Origin of the sequence: Arthrobacter psychrochitiniphilus (genome assembly GCF_003185915.1) — a bacterium.
GTDB classification, from domain to species: Bacteria; Actinomycetota; Actinomycetes; order Actinomycetales; family Micrococcaceae; genus Specibacter; species Specibacter psychrochitiniphilus.
In genome coordinates this window covers 365,695-384,543 of the sequence record NZ_QHLZ01000002.1, presented here as the reverse complement: position 1 = coordinate 384,543, position 18,849 = coordinate 365,695, and the positions used below count along the sequence as shown (strand labels likewise).

Annotated in this window: 18 protein-coding genes; 11 read left to right on the top strand and 7 right to left on the bottom strand. The window is 60.6% G+C overall.

Annotation, left to right across the window (positions count from 1 at the left end; translation table 11 throughout):
* Window positions 1–109: 109 nt before the first annotated feature.
* Window positions 110–523, top strand: a complete 414-nt coding sequence (locus CVS29_RS05100; protein WP_110105241.1) for a VOC family protein — start codon at window positions 110–112, stop codon at window positions 521–523.
* 267 nt (window positions 524–790) lie between these two features.
* On the opposite strand, the gene CVS29_RS05095 is transcribed toward CVS29_RS05100, so the two are convergent.
* On the bottom strand, window positions 791–1,246 hold the full coding sequence (locus CVS29_RS05095; protein WP_245932068.1) for a MarR family winged helix-turn-helix transcriptional regulator: 456 nt from the start codon (window positions 1,244–1,246) through the stop codon (window positions 791–793).
* A gap of 180 nt (window positions 1,247–1,426) precedes the next feature.
* Here CVS29_RS05095 and CVS29_RS05090 point away from each other — a divergent pair, with 180 nt between their 5' ends.
* The 9 genes from CVS29_RS05090 (at window position 1,427) to CVS29_RS05050 (ending at window position 10,760) form a co-directional block, all read left to right on the top strand.
* Window positions 1,427–3,238, top strand: a complete 1,812-nt coding sequence (locus tag CVS29_RS05090; RefSeq protein WP_245932079.1) for an ABC transporter ATP-binding protein — start codon at window positions 1,427–1,429, stop codon at window positions 3,236–3,238.
* A gap of 227 nt (window positions 3,239–3,465) precedes the next feature.
* Window positions 3,466–4,239 carry an SGNH/GDSL hydrolase family protein gene (locus CVS29_RS05085; protein WP_110105238.1) on the top strand — a complete coding sequence of 258 codons (774 nt, stop codon included), beginning with the start codon at window positions 3,466–3,468 and terminating at the stop codon, window positions 4,237–4,239.
* Window positions 4,240–4,389: 150 nt separating this feature from the next.
* On the top strand, window positions 4,390–4,581 hold the full coding sequence (locus tag CVS29_RS05080; RefSeq protein ID WP_110105237.1) for a hypothetical protein: 192 nt from the start codon (window positions 4,390–4,392) through the stop codon (window positions 4,579–4,581).
* A 392-nt stretch (window positions 4,582–4,973) separates the two neighbouring features.
* Window positions 4,974–5,210 carry a 50S ribosomal protein L28 gene (gene rpmB / locus CVS29_RS05075; RefSeq protein WP_044574618.1) on the top strand — a complete coding sequence of 79 codons (237 nt, stop codon included), beginning with the start codon at window positions 4,974–4,976 and terminating at the stop codon, window positions 5,208–5,210.
* Window positions 5,210–5,377 (top strand): 50S ribosomal protein L33, encoded by a 168-nt coding sequence (gene rpmG, locus CVS29_RS05070; protein ID WP_044574616.1) that lies wholly within the window; start codon window positions 5,210–5,212, stop codon window positions 5,375–5,377. The genes rpmB and rpmG overlap by 1 nt, the downstream gene beginning before the upstream one ends.
* A 4-nt stretch (window positions 5,378–5,381) precedes the next feature.
* The gene (rpsN, locus tag CVS29_RS05065; RefSeq protein WP_062007872.1) at window positions 5,382–5,687 is read left to right on the top strand and encodes a 30S ribosomal protein S14; all 306 of its coding nucleotides are present in this window, start codon (window positions 5,382–5,384) and stop codon (window positions 5,685–5,687) included.
* Between the two features lie 331 nt (window positions 5,688–6,018).
* Window positions 6,019–6,300 carry an HU family DNA-binding protein gene (locus CVS29_RS05060; RefSeq protein WP_110105236.1) on the top strand — a complete coding sequence of 94 codons (282 nt, stop codon included), beginning with the start codon at window positions 6,019–6,021 and terminating at the stop codon, window positions 6,298–6,300.
* Between the two features lie 309 nt (window positions 6,301–6,609).
* Window positions 6,610–8,820 (top strand): bifunctional copper resistance protein CopD/cytochrome c oxidase assembly protein, encoded by a 2,211-nt coding sequence (locus CVS29_RS05055; RefSeq protein ID WP_110105354.1) that lies wholly within the window; start codon window positions 6,610–6,612, stop codon window positions 8,818–8,820.
* Window positions 8,820–10,760 carry an NHL domain-containing thioredoxin family protein gene (locus tag CVS29_RS05050; protein WP_110105235.1) on the top strand — a complete coding sequence of 647 codons (1,941 nt, stop codon included), beginning with the start codon at window positions 8,820–8,822 and terminating at the stop codon, window positions 10,758–10,760. Before CVS29_RS05055 ends, CVS29_RS05050 begins: the two co-directional genes overlap by 1 nt.
* 128 nt (window positions 10,761–10,888) lie before the next feature.
* Here CVS29_RS05050 and CVS29_RS05045 read toward each other — a convergent pair whose 3' ends face one another.
* The 5 genes from CVS29_RS05045 to CVS29_RS05025 all read right to left on the bottom strand — a co-directional run bounded on the left by CVS29_RS05045 (window position 10,889) and on the right by CVS29_RS05025 (window position 15,932).
* Entirely contained in the window at window positions 10,889–11,875 is a 987-nt protein-coding gene (locus tag CVS29_RS05045; RefSeq protein ID WP_146212994.1) for a hypothetical protein, read from the bottom strand.
* Between the two features lie 84 nt (window positions 11,876–11,959).
* Window positions 11,960–13,543 carry a helicase HerA-like domain-containing protein gene (locus tag CVS29_RS05040; protein WP_110105233.1) on the bottom strand — a complete coding sequence of 528 codons (1,584 nt, stop codon included), beginning with the start codon at window positions 13,541–13,543 and terminating at the stop codon, window positions 11,960–11,962.
* 34 nt (window positions 13,544–13,577) lie between these two features.
* Entirely contained in the window at window positions 13,578–14,504 is a 927-nt protein-coding gene (locus CVS29_RS05035) for an AEC family transporter (RefSeq protein ID WP_110105232.1), read from the bottom strand.
* A gap of 63 nt (window positions 14,505–14,567) precedes the next feature.
* Entirely contained in the window at window positions 14,568–14,984 is a 417-nt protein-coding gene (gene panD, locus CVS29_RS05030) for an aspartate 1-decarboxylase (RefSeq protein WP_110105231.1), read from the bottom strand.
* Between the two features lie 72 nt (window positions 14,985–15,056).
* Window positions 15,057–15,932: a LysR substrate-binding domain-containing protein gene (locus tag CVS29_RS05025; RefSeq protein WP_110105353.1), complete on the bottom strand. Its 876-nt coding sequence runs from the start codon at window positions 15,930–15,932 to the stop codon at window positions 15,057–15,059.
* A gap of 147 nt (window positions 15,933–16,079) precedes the next feature.
* On the opposite strand from CVS29_RS05025, the gene CVS29_RS05020 reads away from it, so the two are divergent.
* Window positions 16,080–17,411, top strand: a complete 1,332-nt coding sequence (locus CVS29_RS05020; RefSeq protein ID WP_110105230.1) for an MFS transporter — start codon at window positions 16,080–16,082, stop codon at window positions 17,409–17,411.
* A 44-nt stretch (window positions 17,412–17,455) separates the two neighbouring features.
* Here CVS29_RS05020 and CVS29_RS05015 read toward each other — a convergent pair whose 3' ends face one another.
* A complete protein-coding gene (locus tag CVS29_RS05015) occupies window positions 17,456–18,634 on the bottom strand; it encodes a N(5)-(carboxyethyl)ornithine synthase (protein ID WP_110105229.1) in 1,179 nt (392 codons plus the stop codon).
* Window positions 18,635–18,849 lie beyond the last annotated feature (215 nt).

Sequence of the window (18,849 nt, the reverse complement as noted above, 5' to 3'; positions counted from 1 at the left end):
TTCGGGGCGTTTCTGACAAACGCTATCCCACTCAATGGGTGACGTGGGCAGCCCTGGGGAGGACAATCTCAACGGTCACCGTGAATCGCCACCCCGCAGGAGGAATGCCATGACTGTGCGACCGAACCCCTACCTGAACTTCCGCCACAGCGCTCGTGCCTCCTTGGAGTTCTACCACTTAGTGTTTGGTGGGACACTAGAGCTAAGTACCTATGGGCAGATGCCGATGTTTGAGGACCCCGCCGAGGCAAACAAGATCATGCACGGCATGCTGACCAGCGAGCACGGACTTGTGATCATGTGCGCCGATGTCCCCAACGGCATGGACTTCATCGCCAATTCGAACGTTTCCCTCAGTGGGGACGACGGCGCCGTGCTGCGAGGCTGGTGGGACGCGCTCGCCGACGGGGCAATCATTTCCGAGCCGCTCACCACAGCACCCTGGGGTGACACGTTCGGCATACTCACGGACAAATTCGGCGTCCCATGGATGGTTAATATCCCCGGACCCCCGCAGGGCTGAGCCCAGCCGGGTGATGCTCCGTGCGTTTTTGGTTCCGGTGGCCTGTGAACCCGGCTGCCTATGAGACGGTGGCTGGCTCCCGCAGCAGAGCCAGCGCCGCATCATCGGTGGCCAGTGCCTGCGCCGTGTCGATCCGGGATAGCGTCGGCCGAAAACGCACCATTGCTGGGATAGGGACGGTAGTTGGGTGCGGAGGGTGCGGTGAAAACCCCCGTAAGGTAACCGACGGTCTCTAGGGAACGCCCCGAAAGTGCGGGAGCGCACCCGTCAGTGAGGGAGTTGGGACAGGATTCTGGCCAGGTCGGTTCGGTCCGCCTCGTTGAGCCGGGCAAAGTATTCGCTGGATTTACCGCGCCGCTCCGCTTGAACGTTAGCGAAAAGTTGGTCCCCGGATGCCGTGGCCACAATGTGTGTGGCCCGCCTATCGCCAGGATCCGGTTCGCGGCGCACCAAACCCTTGGCCTCGAGCTGATCAACCACTTCGGTGGCCGATCGCGGGGCTATCCGCAGCCGCTGCGCCAAATCCTTTAACCGCACATCACCGGAACCGGTGCAGTCTGCGGCCGGGGCGCCACCTCCGGGCCGCATGAGGGTCAGCAGCGCTCGCCACTGGTGCGGGGTCAGACCCCACGGGGCAAGTTGCTCGGACCAGGTGCGGCGTAAGCCCCGGAATGTGGCGTGAAAGAGCTCGCCGAGCTCGGGTGCATCGTCAGGGGAAGCCATAGGCCCAAGCATAACAATTTGACCTGAAACCACATAGTGAGGTAACCTCTGTATGAGTTGGCGCGAGTCCCGTGCCCCGCACACCATATGGAGGTGTCGCCCATGACGGAGAACATCCGCCCTCAAAAGAACCGCTCGCAAAATTCAGGCCGTGAAGACACCGGCCCCTCAAATTTCACCATGCGCGGCCCCGCCCGCATCAACCCTGCGGACAAGAAGCAGATCCAGCTCCACCCCGTTGGCCTCAACCGCATCGCGGCACTATTTGCACCCCACAAGGGGACCATCGCCGTCGTGGTGCTTCTCATCAGCGTCTCCAGCATTGTTGGACTGGCGCAACCATTTTTGGTCCGCGGCATCATCGATCAAGCGCTGCCCGCCAAGGACCTGCAGCTGTTGGGTCTGCTGGCAGGCGCCATGATTGCCGTGGCCGCGGCAACCGCGTTTATCGGCGTGATTCAGACGTGGATGACCACGGCCATGGGCCAAAAAATCATGCACACACTGCGCACCCGGCTGTTCACACACCTGCAAAAACAGTCGCTCGCATTCTTTACGCGAACCCGCAGCGGCGAGGTGCAATCGCGGCTTAACAACGACATTTCCGGCATGCAATCAGTCATCACCTCAACGGCCACGGGCATTGCCTCCAATGTGACCACCGCCGTTGCCACGGCGGTGGCCATGGTGGTGCTGTCCCCGCAACTGTCCCTGCTGTCCCTGTTAGTGATCCCGCCCGCCGTCTGGTTCTCCCGCCGCGTGGCCCTGCTGCGGCGCGACATCACCTCTACCATGCAGGCCGAGCTCGCCACCATGAACACGTACGTCGAGGAGGGGCTGAGCATATCCGGGGTGCGCCTGGCCAAAACGCTCGGTACCACGGGCCGCGACGCCGCCCGGTACACCGAAAGCTCCGAACGGCTCATTGGCCTGGAACTGCGCTCGCAGCTGGCCGGCCGCTGGCGGATGGCCACCATGAGCATCATCTTCTCCGCCATTCCCGCGCTGATCTACTTCGTCGGCGGCCTGCCCGGGACCACGCTGAGCATCGGCACCATCGTGGCGTTCACCGCCCTGCAATCCACCATTTTCCGCCCCATCATGGGCCTACTGAACCTCGGCGTCCAGTGGGTCAGCGCCATGGCCCTGTTCAGCCGCATCTTCGAATACCTGGACATGGTTCCGGAGATCACCGCCCCCGAGAACCCGGTTCCTCTGGATCCCGCCACAGTGCGGGGTGAGGTTCGCTTTGAAAATGTCCATTTTGCGTACGACGGCGGAGCTGACGTTTTGCGCGGCATCGACCTTGCGCTGTTGGCTGGCACCAGCACCGCCGTGGTTGGCCCTACCGGCTCCGGCAAGTCAACGCTGGGCTCTTTGCTGCCCCGGCTGCACGATGTCACGAGTGGCCGCGTCACAATTGACGGTGTGGACGTGCGCCAGATTGCCCCGGATGTGCTGGCGCGAATTGTTGGTGTGGTTTCGCAGGAAAGCTACCTAGCCCACGCCAGCATCCGCGAAAACCTGTTGCTGGCCGCTCCGGATGCTGACGACGCAACCCTGTGGCAGGCGCTCGCATCAGCCCAGATTGCGGACCTCATTGCGTCTCTGCCGGAGGGGCTGGACACACTGGTGGGCGCCCGCGGTCACCGCTTCTCCGGGGGCGAGCAGCAACGGCTGGCCATTGCCCGCACTATTCTGCGCAATCCGCGGGTGCTGGTGCTGGATGAGGCCACCTCGGCGCTGGATAACACCACGGAAGCGGCAGTCCAGCTGGCTCTGGACCATCTGGCGGTGGGACGCACCACGCTGATCATCGCGCACCGGCTTTCCACGGTGGAAGACGCCGAGCAGTTGGCAGTGCTCGCCGGTGGTTTGCTCGCCGAAGTGGGCACACCGGCAGGGCTGCGGGACGCCGGAGGAGCATACGCGGCGCTGCGGGCCGCCCGCGAAGAAGAACACGCGGGCGAAGAACTCGAAACGGTCGCCTAAATCGGCCCAGCCGAGGAGCCCCGATCTGCGAAAGGCTCATATAAGTTCCGCTTGTTCCTGCGGCGCTGCGGTACCAGCTAGCTCACAAACTGGCTGGCGAGCCCACTCGCAGAAAAAGTGGAACCCTAGAAAAGTGGAACCAAGTCATAGGATTAGCGTAGTTAATTTATTGGCGAAACAAGACCGCAGGTGATCGGCTATATGCTTGATTGGCGGCGAGGAGCAGCGTGGATTTCTCGGCACGGTACGTGGCATTGGGCGACTCATTCACAGAAGGCCTGGGTGACACCGACCCTGCCCTTCCCAACCAGGTCCGGGGGTGGGCGGACAGGACCGCAGAGCAACTGGCCCTAGCCCACCCGGAAGAGTCCTGGGGTTATGCCAACCTCGCCATCCGCGGCAAGAAAATGAACCAGATTCTCGCTGAGCAGATAGATGCGGCCGTGGCCATGAACCCCACCCTGGTCACCATTTACGCCGGCATCAATGACATCCTGCGCCCCAAGGTGGACATTGACGCCATGATCGCCAAATATTCCGACGGGCTGGGCAAATTGGCGGCCACCGGTGCGCGCCTGCTGGTCTTCACCGGGTACGACGCCAGCTCGTCCAAGGTCTTCGCCAGCATCCGCGGCCGCACCGCTGTTTACAACGAACTTGTCCGCGAGGTTGCCGAGTCCCACGGCGCCGCCCTTGTGGACTACTGGCGTTTCCGCGAGTACAACGACTGGCGTCTCTGGGGCATTGACCGCATGCACATGTCCACCCCGGGCCACATCAACATGGCCAACCGGGTCCTTGAACAACTGGGTGAAACTGTCCGTATTCCGCTGCCGGATTTGCCGCCCATCCCGGTGCGCACCACGGCTGTCACCATCAAGGAAAACGCCGCCTGGACCAAAGAATACGTGGGTCCTTGGGTGAGCCGCCGCCTGCGCGGGGTATCTTCAGGAGACAACCTCAGCGCCCGCTGGCCGGCCTTGCAATCCCCGCTGGCCTGATTTTTTCGCAGGCACCAAACCATGCAGTGGTGCCCCTCCGGGTGAAAGATACGTAGTAATTACCGATGCCGTGCCTCCGGCCCGCCCGTAGTGTCTAAAGCAACGATCAAGGGAAGATCGGAATGCTGGGGATGCTGGAAGGAATGCGCCATGAGCGTTGCAGTGGGATCGGTCTTGAATTTAGTACAGAGGCAATTAGACGTGCCTGAAACGCAAAAATTTATTGGTGAGCAATTCTTTGCGGATGAAACTGAATCCGTTTTAGCAATGGCGGTGGATCAGCCGGCTGACCACCAAGAAATCCGGGGGATTTGGCCCGTCCGTTTCGCCCGTAATTTTTGAGCCTAGGGCCCTGTTCCTAGGGCACTGGGCGTGGAGCACTGAAGGATTTGGGGGACAGGCGGCCGGGGCGCGAGGATACCTTTCCGCCACCGTCTGCCCGTTTGATGTGCGCCATGATATGGGCCAATTAGGGATAATCGAGCCTTTCCAACTAGACTGGGTAGGCGCTAGGTAGCGCGGAGCGTGTGCAATTGCTCCGGTTTGCGGTGATTATCCTCCCGCTGGCCGGTAGTTAGGGGCTCAAGTTGCGTGCATTCGGGTAGTCGCTTCGATGGCCTTTTCCCCAACATCATGAAAATGACGGTTGGGAATCATGCTGTCCAAGAGCGGACGCTGCCTATTCGCACGGTTTACACCAGTGAACCGTATTCACATATTTATTAGGAGTGATCATGGCAGCTCATTGCCAGGTGACTGGAGCCGAGCCGGGCTTCGGACATAGCATTTCGCACTCGCACCGCCGCAACAAGCGTCGGTTCGATCCGAATATCCAGAAGAAGCGCTACTGGGTACCGTCCTTGCGCCGCAACGTTACGTTGCAGCTTTCCGTCAAGGGCATCAAGACCATCGACGTTCGCGGTATTGACTCCGTCGTCGCCGACATTCTCGCTCGTGGGGTGAAGCTCTAGTGGCAAAAGACAAGGACGTACGTCCGATCATCAAGCTCAAGAGCACCGCGGGCACTGGTTTCACGTATGTAACACGCAAGAACCGTCGTAACACTCCGGACCGTTTGGTTCTGAAGAAGTACGATCCCAAGATCCGTCAGCACGTTGAATTCCGAGAGGAGCGCTAAGACTATGGCTAAGAAGTCCATGATCGCGAAGAACGAGCAGCGCAAGGTCATCGTAGAGCGTTACGCCGAGAAGCGTCTCGCCCTCAAGAAGGCCCTCGTTAACCCGGCCTCCACTCCGGAAGAGAAAGAAGCAGCCCGCCTGGGCCTGCAGAAGCTCCCCCGCAACGCCTCGCCGGTACGTGTTCGTAACCGCGACGCCATTGACGGCCGTCCGCGTGGAACGCTCCAGAAGTTCGGCATCTCCCGTGTACGCTTCCGCAAGATGGCGCACGCTGGCGAACTGCCCGGTATCAAGAAGTCCAGCTGGTAATACCGGCTTAGGCTGGTAAAGCTAGTCTGAAAAAGGCGGTGACCTTCGGGTCACCGCCTTTTTGCTGCCCTCTTAATTTGCTCAGACGACCTTCTGGGTGGCTGCGGTGGCGGGTGTTGCGGCCCTGTTCTGGCCCCGGACTTCGCGGCTGGGGGAGGTAAAAAGCTCGGCTGAGAGCGAAATAACCCTAGAATCCGGGGAATTTGTCTGCGAAATCACTGAAAAACGCCCAAATTTGCCGGATTTCCGCGGAAATACTGGTAAGTTCGCTAGCAGTGGTTGACACTCAACCGCGTGGAATTGGATTCACTTTACGTCCAGGAGGACAAACATGGCTAAGAACCGTAGCGAATTGGTTGCTGAAGTTGCTGCAAAGGCTGAGACCAGCCAGACCGCAGTTAACGCTGTTTTGGATGCACTCTTCTCCGTCTTCGAGAGCTCCGTTGCAGCTGGCGAAAAGATCACCATCCCGGGCTGGCTCTCCATCGAGCGCACCGACCGCGCAGCACGCACCGGCCGCAACCCCCAGACGGGTGAGGCAATTGAGATCGCAGCAGGCCACAGCGTGAAGCTCTCCGCTGGCTCCAAGCTGAAGGCTGCTGTCAAGAAGTAATTTCTGCACAGTTTCCCTGAAGGCGGCCGGCATCAGCGGGCCGCCTTCAGACATTTAAGGCCGGTTCCTACCCGGTTGCGGCGCCGCTGCCCAACGTTCGGGGGAAACGGTGGCCAGTTTTTATTGGCTCCGGGACATTCCTGTGAGATCCCTGATTCGCCCGATGTTCACAAGGTGCAGGAGAATGGGAGGGTGTCACCCAAAGAGTCTTCCTCAGTAGCCACAGTCCGCACCCCTGCTCCAGCGCGTGGGGGTACTTTTGCCGACGGTATTCCCAGCCCCTGGTGGTGGCTGGGTTTGGCAGCTGCCATGGTGGCAGTGGTGTTATCGCTGCTGTGGACCGGGGCCACTGCTGTGCAATTGCTCGCCGATCCGGGCGCGTTCACGCGCTGGGGCCTGCCCGTGGCTACCACCATTCATAATCTGGCCCTTTCCGCGGTCATTGGTGCGTTGGTGTTCGCGGTAGTGATTCTGCCTAAGGACCTCAAGACGCACCGTCCGCATTCGGGTAGCCAGAAGATCGACGCCGCCAAGCGCGTCACAGTGCCGGAACATCCAGCTTTTGCCCGGGCCATGACGCTTGCCATGGTGGCTGGCGGAGTATGGACCCTTTCAGCTATTGCCGTACTGGTACTGACGTACTCCAGCATTTCGGGTCTAGCCTTGAACGGCAGCAGTGACTACACCAACATGTTGGTGTTCTTCATCACCGATCTTCCTGTGGGACAAGCCTGGTTGATCATCACGATTGTTGCCGCTGTAGTCACCACCTTGACTTTTGGCCTGCGCAATATCAGCGCATTGGCTGTGCCTCTGGTGCTGGCGGTACTCTCCTTCATCCCGCAGGCCCTGATTGGGCATTCGGCCTCCAGTGCTGACCACAAGGGGGCAGTGAACTCGCTGTTCCTGCATGTTACCGGCGCCTCCCTGTGGGTGGGGGGCATCATTGTCCTGGTGGTAATTTCCGGGGTTTTAGGCAAGATCACGGCCCAAACCTTGAAGCGTTTCTCCGCGCTGGCACTTTTTGCCTTCGTGGCCGTGGCCGGCTCGGGCGTCATCAACGCGGCCATCCGCATCACCAGCTGGCATGACCTTTTCTACTCCACCTACGGACAACTCATCGTGGCTAAGTCCGCGGCAACAGTAGTGCTGGGAGTCATTGGTTACATGCACCGGGAATGGATTATTCCACGGTTGGCAGGCGGCCGGAAGGAGACGGCAAATTCCCGCCGCTTGTTGTGGCAGCTCATTTTTGTGGAGCTGTTGGTCATGGGCATTGTCAGCGGTATTGCCGTTGGCCTTGGCCGCTCGGCACCACCGCAGTCCCGCGAGTTGAGCGTCGAGGCTCTCTCTCCTGCACAAATCCTCACGGGCTACCCGCTACCGCCGGAATTGGTGACCTCGCGCTGGTTCAGCGAATGGCGGATGGACTGGCTGTGGGTGGCTTTTGCCGTGCTGGCCGGTGCCGCCTACCTGATGGGCGTCATAAAATTGCGCAAGCGTGGAGACAAGTGGTCTGTGCTGCGCAGCGTCTCCTGGTTCGCTGGCCTGCTGGCCCTGGTTTACATCACCTCTGGTGGTCCGGCCGTTTATGGTGCCGTAACCTTCAGCGCCCATATGGTGGAGCACATGGCACTGATGGCGGTGGCCCCGCTGTTCATGGCGATAGGTTCACCTATCTCGCTGGCCTTGCAGGCGCTCGCGCCACGCAGGGACGGATCGCGGGGAATCCGCGAATGGATTCTGGTACTGGTTCACTCCAAGTACTCCAAAGTCATCACGCACCCGTTGTTTGCTGCCGCAAACTTTTCCGGCAGCCTGTTCCTGTTCTACTACTCGCCGGCTTTCAACTTCGCGATGCGCTACCACGTGGGTCATGAACTCATGATTGTGCACTTCACCATCACCGGTTACATCTTTGTGCAGAGCATGATCGGTGAGGACCCCCTTCCCACCAGGGCGCCCTACCCCTTGCGGTTGGTTCTGCTGTTGGCCACCATGGCCTTCCACGCATTCTTTGGCGTGTCATTGATGATGTCCACCTCACTGCTCAGCGGTGAGTACTTCGGCAACATGGGCCGGCCCTGGGGTGATTCCGCGCTGGTTGACCAGCAAACCGCAGGTGGCATTGCGTGGGGGCTGGGAGAATTCCCCACTCTTCTGATCGCCATGGGTGTGGCCTATATGTGGTCAAAGTCTGATGCGCGGGAGACTAAACGCAAGGACCGGGCAGCGGACAGGAATAAGTACGCCGAACTGGGTGCTTACAATGACATGTTCGCCCAGCTGGCGGCCCGTGATACGGCCATGGCGAACAGCGGCCGGGTTCCGCACCTACCGCAGCGCCACCGTGCCACCGCGGGCGCCACCCACGGAGACTCCGGTCTGGGAGTCGCTGAGCAGGAGCGGCCCGCCGAGACCGGAGACGCCGAGAACAGGGCGGCGAAGAACAGCACCACCGAGAACAGATATATCCGTGAGTCGGAGACCCCGGCCGGAACACAAGGAGAAGCGAACTAGTGGATTCCGCAACAAAAACCACCTCCACCTCAGCCAACCCTGTCAGGGTGCGGGCATCGGAGCTTGAAGGTCGCGGCTGGTTGAACACCGGTGGCGTTGAACTGACTCTGGAAAAGCTGCGCGGCAAGATCGTCATTTTGGACTTTTGGACCTTCTGCTGCATCAATTGCCTGCACGTCCTGGATGAGTTGCGCCCCCTGGAGACCGAATTCAAGGACGTCCTGGTGACGGTTGGTGTGCATTCTCCCAAGTTTGAGCATGAGGCTGATCCGGTAGCCCTTGCCTCTGCCGTAGAACGTTACGATATCCAACACCCGGTCCTTGACGATCCCGAGTTGGTCACTTGGCAGGCGTACGCCGCCCGGGCCTGGCCCACGCTGGTGGTTGTTGACCCGGAGGGCTACATTGTGGCGCACCTATCAGGTGAGGGCCATGCCGCTGGCCTGGCCACCCTGATCCCCGAGCTCATTGCCGAGCATGAGGCCAAGGGCACTTTGCACCGGGGAGATGGCCCCTACGTTGCGCCAGAACCTGTTATTCGCGATCTTCGATTCCCCGGCAAGGTGCTGCCCCTGACCAATGGCAACTTCTTGGTCTCGGACACCGGCCATCACCGCCTCGTGGAAACCGGCCCGGATCTGACTACCCTGGTCCGCACCATAGGCTCGGGCACCAAGGGCTTCCTGGACGGCACGGCCGAGGACGCCATGTTCAATGAACCTCATGGTTTGGCACTGCTCCCGGAGCAGCTCGCCGCCTCGGTGGGTTACGACGTTGTTGTGGCGGATTCGGTCAACCACCGCCTGCGCGGGATTACGCTGGCAACGGGGGCGGTCCGCACGTTGGCTGGCAACGGTATCCAGCGGCTCCTGGATGCTGGCCCCGCCCGTGTGACTGACCACGGCGAAGCAGCCTCGGAGACTTACCTCGGCACCGCGCCGCTTGAGATAGCACTGTCCTCTCCGTGGGACGTTGCCTACTCTTCGGCTCTGGAGACAGTGGTGGTGGCGATGGCTGGAACCCACCAGATTTTTGATTTTGACCCGCTCAGCGGCGCCGTCACTGTGATCGCTGGCAATGGCCTTGAAGGCTTGCTGGATGGCCCGGGAGCGCAGGCCTGGTTTGCCCAGCCCTCAGGTGTCACAGAAGACGCCAAGGGCAATATCTGGGTTGCTGATTCTGAAACATCCGCCTTGCGCGTGCTCAAATTCTCAGACGGAGGCGCGGTGGACGTTGAGACGGCCCTTGGCGAGGGACTCTTTGATTTCGGTTTCCGTGACGGCGAGGCAGCCCAAGCGCGCCTGCAGCACCCACTGGGTGTGGCGGTGCTCCCTGATGGTTCAGTGGCAGTTGCAGACACCTACAACGGTGCCGTGCGCCGCTATGATCCGGCCACAAAAACCGTCAGTACCCTGGCCCGCGGTTTGGCCGAGCCCAGTGATGTTCTGCTGGATGAAACGGGAGAGGTGCCGCTGCTCATTGTGGTTGAGTCCAACAAGCACCAGCTGATCCGCCTTCCCCTGCCCAAGAACGCCTTGCAGGTAGATGAGGGAGCGGCTCAGACGCAGCGGCCCAAAACCGAGGTTGCCCCCGGTGAACTGGAACTCACCATTAACTTCTCCGCACCAACCGGGCAGAAACTCGATGACCGCTGGGGGGACCCCACCCAGTTGAAGGTCTCTTCCACACCGCCGGAGCTGTTGCTAAGCGGCGGCGGAACCTCCGTGGGCCTGCACCGGACACTGGTTCTGGCCGCCGGCATTCCCGAAGGTGTGCTGCACCTGACCGCCAGGGCCGCCGCGTGCGACGGTCCCGAGGACGCTAACGGTGAGATCCCTGATCATGCGGCCTGCCACCTGTACCAGCAGGACTGGGGTATCCCGGTAGTGCTTTCAGCAGCAGGGGCCACAGAGCTGGTGCTGGATCTACGCGGGGTCTAAACGCTGCGCTGTTGTACTAGTTTTGCAAGTTAGATAAGAGGACCGGACCCGGCAAGGGTCCGGTCCTCTTATTCTTGGAATGAGCCGGTGGGCGCATGTGGCAAAAACACTGCCCGGCGAAGACGCTCTTAGAAGTCGAGCACCGGGGTGACCAACACGTTGTTTGCCGTGATGGTCAGCTTGGTGGTGAAGCTGAAGTCTGACGTTTGTTTGACGGGGGAGACCTGGCCCGTGAAAAGGTCCTGTTCTTTGAACGCCACCTGAGCCTTAAACTTCAGCGGCGCCATGATCCATTGCCCACCAAACGGTGTGATGGTGATGGCTGGGTACTCCACAATTGACCACGCAACGGAGGAAAGAACCCTATTGTTGGTGGCCGCGTTCAGGGGGCAGCCCGTGGGCATCAAAACAGCCTGTTTGGCGCAGGCATCCAAATACTTGCGGATGGTTCCATCTACCTGGGCCAGCAGATCGCTGGTGGGTCCTGTTGCCAGGCTGACAGGGGAGACTGCTTCGGTGGACCCGGTGACGGTGCGCGTCACGGGCGGAGCCGCGAATAGTGGCGAGCGGTATTCCAGCTCATAGTTGCCGGGGTAGAAGACGGCAAAGGAGTTCTTACCATCAGGCATATTGGCTTCGACGCCGTTGATGCTGGATTGATTGGCGTTGACCACGGAGGCGTTGATGACCGGCAGCGTGACGGGAACCATTTCCCAACTGTCAAAGAACAACCAGTGTTTGGGGCCCTTTTGGAGCACAAAATCAGTGCTCAACGGGACATCAGTAACCGTGTAACTGACAGTGACACGTTCTGTGTTCTCGTCGGTAGGGACGGAAGGAGCAATAGAAAGCTCCTTGACGTCCTTCTGGGACTGCGCCAAGGCTTTGCCGTCCAGGGCTGCTGCGTTTGCACCGGGGATTTTGGCGTTCAGCAGGCCCCTTGCGGTCCCGCCATCACCGGCCTTGAGCGCGTCCAGATACCTGGCCACAGTCTTCTCAGGCCCAAAATCCTTGGTGTTGACAACCGCAATGGTCACGATTGACGCGGCAACACCGAGCAGGAAAATCAGCAGCCAGACGGCGGCGATCTTGATGAGTTGGGTCCCGTTCTTCACGCGGTCAACTGTACCGGGTTCAGGGGCAGGGGCTTGAATCAGGGCTCTGTACTCAGTTGTCATCAACCCGGCCCTCCCGCCACGTCAGCGTCGCCGTTTCCGCGGCGCAGTCCCAAACATGTCCCGCATCAGGTTCCGGCCCAGGGATGAGCCCATGGAGCGGACCATGCTTTTTAGTCCCCCACCCAACGCCCCGCCCAAGACTCCAATGACGTCGGAGGCCATGCCGCTTTCGTCCGCGGGGGAGGGAAGCGCCACAGGGGGAGGTGGCGGCAGGGGTGTCCCCACGGCAGGGCCTGTGCTGGGGGCGGCTTTGGTGGCAGACGCCAGCTTTTCATAGGCGGAGACGGGATCCACGGCGGTCCCATAGGTGGCCAGCAAGGCCGAAGCTGCGATGACAGCCTTGACGGTGTCCTCCGTGCTGGGACCCATGAGAGAGCCCGGAGCGCGCAGCCTGGTCAAGGCCACGGGGGTGGGAGCACCGTTCTCATTCATGACGGTGACCACGGCCTCACCAATGCCGGCACTGGTCAGGATCTCGCCCAGATCGTAACTGCTGGTGGGGAACGTGGAGACGGTTGCTTTGAGCGCTTTAGCATCCTCGGGGGTGAAGGCGCGCAGGGCGTGCTGGACGCGGTTGGCCAGCTGGGCCAAAACCTCGCCCGGCACATCCTTGGGCGTCTGGGTGACGAAGAAAATACCCACACCCTTGGAACGAATGAGCCGCACCGTGCTAGTGATGGCGTTCAGGAAGGCCTTGCTGGCGCCATTGAACAACAAGTGCGCCTCATCGAAGAAGAACACGAGCTTGGGCTTCTCGGCGTCGCCCACCTCGGGGAGTTCACGGAAAAGATCCGCTAGCAACCACATGAGGAACGTGGAGAACAGCAGTGGCTTGTCTTGGATGCTGGGCAGTTCCAGGCAGGTGATGACGCCGCGGCCGTCCGGGGCCGTGCGCAGAAGTTCGGCGGTGTCGAACTCGGGCATGCCAAAGAATTCACCCATGCCCTGGGCATCCAAGGTGATCAGATTACGTAAGATGACTCCGGCCGTGGCCTTGGAGAGCCCGCCGAGTTCGCTCAAGTCCGCTTTGCCCTCATCCGAGGTGAGGAACGTGATGACAGCGCGTAGATCCACCAGATCATAAAGTTCTAGATTTTTGGTATCTGCGTAGTGAAAGACCAGCTGCAGACTGGATTCCTGGGTGGCATTCAGGCCCAGTACCCGGGCCAGCAGGATGGGGCCGAATGAGGTGACGGTGGCCCGCACGGGAACACCGTTGCCGTTGCCACCCAGAGCCAGAAATTCGACGGGGAACGCTGTGGATTCCCACTGCTGGCCGAGAGCCTGGGTGCGTGCCGTCAGCTTCTCGCTACCCGAAGCCGCCGTGGCCAGGCCCGTCAGATCACCTTTGATATCCGCCATGAAGACTGGGACGCCCGCAGTGGAAAGCTGTTCAGCCATCATGTGCAGCGTGACGGTTTTTCCCGTACCGGTGGCCCCGGCCACCAAACCGTGCCGGTTCATCATGGCCAGCGGCAGTGACACCTGCGCTTCCGGGTGGATGGCGCCGTCGATCATGGCCGCGCCCAAGGCTATGGACGGGCCCTCAAAGATGTAGCCGGCCTGGATGGTGGTGAGCAACTCTGCTGCGGAATTGGTAGCCATAACGACAGCGTACCGTGACTCACCCGCACGTGACTCACCCGAGGAGGAGGGCAACCACGAACATGGCCGGGATGGCCAACACGGTGGTAAGCAGCACGGTGTCCTTGGCCACGGCAAGGCCCACCTGGTAGCGCTGGGCGGTGACATAAATATTCTGGGCCGTGGGCAGGGCTGCGGCAACCACCACGGCGAACAGCGCGGCACCGTCCAGCCCCAAGGCAAAATGTCCCAAGAGAAAAGCAACGAACGGGTGCAGGATGAGTTTGAAGCCCGTCCCCAGCAAGATATCGGTACGCCGTTCATCGGCGGCATTGAGCGGTTTAGTGGTTCCCAGGGACATGCCAAAGGCAATCAAGATGGCCGGGATAGCGGCACCGGCAATGAGGTGGAGGGGTTCTGCCACCAGTGCGGGCAGCACCCATCCTGTGCTGGCCAGGATCAAGCCGGCAGCCGTGCCTACAATCATGGGGTTGCGCACAACCTGTACGAGGATGCGTCCGGGCGTGGCGCGGTGGCCGCTGGTCAGACTGTCCAAAAACATGAGGTAAATGGGAGTGTAAAAAGCTAGCTGAAACACCAGCACCGGGGCAATCAGGGCGGCATCACCTAGAACGTATGCCGCAATGGGAATCCCCAGATTGGCGGCGTTGGAGGTGGAGGATGACATGGCCGCCAGCAGCGACTCAGCCAGGGAACGTTTGAGCCAAAACTTCACAATTAGCAAGAACAGTGTGGCCGTGATGATTGCGCTCAGTGCAGCCACTAGGAGCGGTTGGGCAAAAACAGTGCGCAACTGTGCGCGGGCCAGGGTTTCCACGAGAAGCGCGGGGCTGGCCACGAAGAAGGAGAGCCTACTGAGTACCGTTTGGGCGTTCTCACCCAGAACTTTTTTACGCCCCACAAACCAGCCCACCAAGATGATGAGCCAAACTACGGAGAATCCCTCAATAACAGCCAGCACACATCACAGCATAGTGACAGCAGGCCTCGTGTTAAGGGTGCAGGGTATTAAGGGTGCAGTGCGTTAGGGGCGCAGGGCGAAGGCGGGGCGCAGCAGCCCCTCGGTGATGGCCTCGGCGGGATCGGTGCCCAACTGCACTATTGCGTTATGCGCATCAACGTGGACCACGGTGGGCACGTAATCGCGCGCCTCGGCGTCGTTCATCTGGGCGTAGGTGATCAGGATGACCAGATCTCCAACATTGACCAGATGCGCGGCGGCACCATTGATGCCGATGACGCCGGAGCCCCGCTCACCGGCAATGGTGTACGTTTCCAGGCGGGCACCATTGGTGATGTCCACTATGGAGACCAGCTCGCCGGGGAGGATATTTGCAGCGTCCAGCAGATCGGCGTCAACTGTCACGGAGCCAACATAGTGCAGATCAGCGTGGGTGACAGTGGCGCGGTGGATCTTGGATTTAAACATGGTTCGCATCATAACGGGCTCAAGTCTACCGCTCCCGGTCACGGGTTGGCTGTGAGCTTGCTAACCTGGCCTCACTCGAGAGTTCTAGCGCCTGCCCAGCGGGGTGAGCTTGCGGCCCATGATGGCTTGGGTCAAGGCATCCACCACTTCCGTGTTGGCCAGTGGGTTGCGGATCAGTGTGAAGTCCACATCACCCACGGGCGGCAGGTCAAAGCGCTTGGTGATCACCTTGAGATCCTCCGGCACCAGCGAGGTGGGCATCACGGCAATGCCAATCCCGGCACGGAGCGCGGCCAGAACGCCACTGATCTGTTTGGTGGTGCAGGTGACACGCCACGTGCGGCCGGCCTGCTCGAGGGCATCCAGTGCCAGTTTCCGGCTCAGGCTCGGGGCCGGATACACAATGACGGGGACGGGTGCGCCAGGCTCCAAAACTGTCTGCTCCAGCCCCACCCAGGCGAAGGTGTCCTGCTTGACCACTTCACCTTCCTGGGCGCCAGAGACCCACTTGACGAATACCAGATCCAGGGCGCCAGCCTTTAGCCGGCGGTGCAGTTGATCGCTCTGACTCACCGTGAGTTCGAGGTTGATTTGTGGGTACAGTTGGCGGAACTCACGCAGGATCCGTGGCAGGCCCGTGATGGCCAGATCATCCGCGGTGCCAAAACGCAGCCGCCCGCGCATGGCGGCACCGGAAAAGTAGCGTGTGGCGGCGTCATTAGCGGCCAAGATGGTTCGGGCGAAACCGGCCATGGCGTCCCCATTGTCCGTCAGGCGCAACACGCGGGTATCTCGGGTGACAAGCACCCTTCCCGCGGCCTGCTCCAACTTACGCACATGCTGACTCACGGTGGGCTGGCTAATGCCCAGGCGCTCGGCTGCCCTGGTGAAGTTGCGGGTTTCGGCAAGCGCAAGGAAGCTTTTGAGCTGGATGGGGTCAAAAGTAGGTGATTCGGGCATGCGCATCCTCAGAACTATTACGTACCTCAATAGTATTTATAGGCATCATACTCTTTCGGCATAACTTGGTGCCGTCTAGGGTTGAAAAGGTAAAGTCCCCTCCGCCTTTTTAGCCCCATCCACTTTTCGAGTCCCAGGAACAACGCGTTGACGCCCCCACCAGCTGAATTGAACGCTTCCCCAACCGCCCCCATCAACCTAGTTGCCACGCGCCCGCCGTGGAGTCAGACATTTTCCTCGCTGAAAATCCGCAATTACCGCATCTTTGCCTCCGCCAACCTCCTTGCCGTCATTGCCCTCTGGATGCAACGGGTGGCCCAGGACTGGGTGGTTCTGGAGCTGTCAGGTTCGGTGACCGCAGTTGGAATCACCGTCTTCATGCAATTTCTGCCCTCCTTGCTACTCATGCCATTGGGTGGGATCTTGGCCGATAGGTACTCCAAACGGCTCATCCTCATGATCAGCCAGGGCGCTGCCGGAGTGCTGGCAACACTCATGGCCGTTTTGGCGCTGACCGGCAACCTTCAGGTGTGGCACATCTATGTGATTGCCTTTGTTCTTGGCTTGGTGGTGGTGGCCGATCAGCCTGCACGTCAAGTATTCGTCAACGAACTTGTTGGTCCGCGGCAATTGCGCAACGCCATCAGCTTGAACTCTTCGATTTTCCAGATGGGTGGCATGATCGGCCCCGCCGTTAGCGGCGTGCTGATCATGGCAGTGGGCGGCGGCTGGGCCTTCGCGGCCAATGCGCTGGCCTGCACCATCACCGTGATCTCGCTGTGCCTGATCCGCAGCAGCGAACTGGTCAAGATGCCGCCCGTGCAACGTGCCAAGGGCCAGCTCATGGAAGGCGTACGCTACGTGCTGCGCAAGCCCACCATTTTCTGGCCGGCCATGATGGCAGCGGTTTTTGCCGTGTTCGGCTTGAGCCTGGCCGTGCTGCTGGCGGCCTATGCCAACAACGTGTTCGACGCCGGGGCCGGAGGCTACGGCCTGCTGAACACTTTGGTTGCGCTCGGCGCCCTGTGCGGGGCGATCGCCTCCACCCGTTTTGCCACGCTGCGACTGCGCGGGGTGATGGCAGCTGCCGGTAGCTACGGGGTGGTGCTCATGATTGCCTCACTGGCCCCCAATATGGTTACCTTTGGAGCCGTCATGGTGGTGGCAGGGTTCGCCTCCCTGCTGTTTCTGACCAGTGCCAACCAGCTGGTGCAAATGTCAACCAACGTGCGCATTCGTGGCCGTGTTATGAGCCTGTACATCATGGTGCTCATGGGTGGTCAGGCTCTGGGTGGCCCGCTCATGGGCTGGCTGGCCGAGCATTGGGGTGTCCAGTGGGCAACGGTGGTTGCTGGCGGCATGCCAGCTTTGGCCGCCGTGGTGATCGGATTGGTTCTGGCCAAGCGCGGGCAGCTAACCTTGCAGATCAACCTGCGTAGCGCCAAGAAGCCCGTGTTTATTGTCCCGAAGACGAGCTGAGCAGCTAAAAAGTAGGTGGGGGTGCGCCTCGCACACCCCACCGTTTAGCCAGCCACCGGCAGGTGCGGGTAGCTTTCCTGGCGATTCTGGAACTCGAGGATCGCCGGGTTGACGATCACGCCGTCGGATATTTCAATGGCGCGGGTGATGGTGTCGCTGCCAGTCCACGCCTCGGGGCCTCCCAGCACCGTTTCAAGGAAAGGCATGAGCGCCTCGCTGATTTCCCAGGTGGCCGAATTCCAGAGGTAGCTCGGCGTGTGGTCTACGGCGTAATAGTTGATGTTCTCGCCCACCGTGAACATGGGGTCGGTGAACGTGGTGTTGCGGGCCCAGCTGAACCCCATGCCTTCGTCACAGGACACATCCACGATCAGGCTGCCGGGCCGGAATGCCGCAAGATCGGCCTCGGTCAAATACGTCATGGGCGCGTTCGGGTCCTGAAGGGTGCAATTGACCACGATGTCCGCCTCGGCGAGGAAATCGGCCAGCGGCACCTCACCGTCATCGAGCATGACGAAACCGGTGTACGGCGGTTCTGGGGCGAAATCGAACTGCACCATCTCTGCCGAGTGGATGGGTGAGGCCACGGCTGCCACGTTGCGGCTGGTCAGCACCTGCACCTCATGGATGCCCAGCGCGCTCAATGCCGTCACCGCGCCACGGGCGGTGGCACCAAAACCAATGACGACGGCGTTCAGGCGGCGGCCATAGTCTCCGGTGGAACCGATCAATGACAGCGAATGCATGACCGAGGAGTAGCCTGCCAGCTCGTTATTCTTGTGGAACACGTGCAGGCCGAAGCCGCCGTCGGAGGCCCAATGATTCATTGCCTCAAAGGCAATCAGCGTCAGCTTCTTGTCAATGGCCTGCTGTGTGATGGCACGGTCCTGGACACAGTGCGGCCAGCCCCACAGGACCTGCCCGTCTTTCAGATCGGCCAGATCGGCGGCTTGGGGTTTGGGCAAGAGTATTACGTCTGTTTGCGCAATGACCTGCTCGCGGGGGGCCACTGTGCCCACCAAAGTGGCCAGCACGGCGTCGGACATGCCAAAACGGGTGCCGTAACCCTCCTCCACCACCATTTTGGCGCGGATCTCAGGCTCAATCCGGGAGAAATGGTCGGGGTGGATGGGGGCGCGCCGCTCATCAGGCTTGTGTGACTTGCCCAAAACTCCAAGACGAAGTGTGGGTCCATGGTGAACGGTGTGTGGATCGTGGGTCATCGTTGCTCCTCATCGAAGAACCCGCCAGGGCCCTTTCTTTTTGACCCTACACGCATGGGGCGTCGATGTGGGTGCTCTCATGCAACGGTGAGCAGTGGCTTTTGACCTCCGCTTCGATGTGCATGGTTGCAACCGGGCACCTCGAGGTAGGGGTCAGAATTTGGATTGTGGGTTGCAGGTTGTGGGTTGCAGGTTGCGGGTTGCTGAGTACGGGT

Bases quoted from the DNA above. Each gene is read 5' to 3' on its own strand.
- CVS29_RS05090 (WP_245932079.1), top strand. From the start codon at position 1,427: ATGCGCGGCCCCGCCCGCATCAACCCTGCGGACAAGAAGCAGATCCAG.
- CVS29_RS05100 (WP_110105241.1), top strand. From the start codon at position 110: ATGACTGTGCGACCGAACCCCTACCTGAACTTCCGCCACAGCGCTCGT.
- CVS29_RS05080 (WP_110105237.1), top strand. From the start codon at position 4,390: ATGAGCGTTGCAGTGGGATCGGTCTTGAATTTAGTACAGAGGCAATTA.
- CVS29_RS05055 (WP_110105354.1), top strand. From the start codon at position 6,610: ATGGTGGCAGTGGTGTTATCGCTGCTGTGGACCGGGGCCACTGCTGTG.
- CVS29_RS05095 (WP_245932068.1), bottom strand. From the start codon at position 1,246: ATGGCTTCCCCTGACGATGCACCCGAGCTCGGCGAGCTCTTTCACGCC.
- rpmB (WP_044574618.1), top strand. From the start codon at position 4,974: ATGGCAGCTCATTGCCAGGTGACTGGAGCCGAGCCGGGCTTCGGACAT.
- CVS29_RS05015 (WP_110105229.1), bottom strand. From the start codon at position 18,634: ATGACCCACGATCCACACACCGTTCACCATGGACCCACACTTCGTCTT.
- CVS29_RS05060 (WP_110105236.1), top strand. From the start codon at position 6,019: ATGGCTAAGAACCGTAGCGAATTGGTTGCTGAAGTTGCTGCAAAGGCT.
- rpsN (WP_062007872.1), top strand. From the start codon at position 5,382: ATGGCTAAGAAGTCCATGATCGCGAAGAACGAGCAGCGCAAGGTCATC.
- panD (WP_110105231.1), bottom strand. From the start codon at position 14,984: ATGATGCGAACCATGTTTAAATCCAAGATCCACCGCGCCACTGTCACC.
- CVS29_RS05040 (WP_110105233.1), bottom strand. From the start codon at position 13,543: ATGGCTACCAATTCCGCAGCAGAGTTGCTCACCACCATCCAGGCCGGC.
- CVS29_RS05025 (WP_110105353.1), bottom strand. From the start codon at position 15,932: ATGCCCGAATCACCTACTTTTGACCCCATCCAGCTCAAAAGCTTCCTT.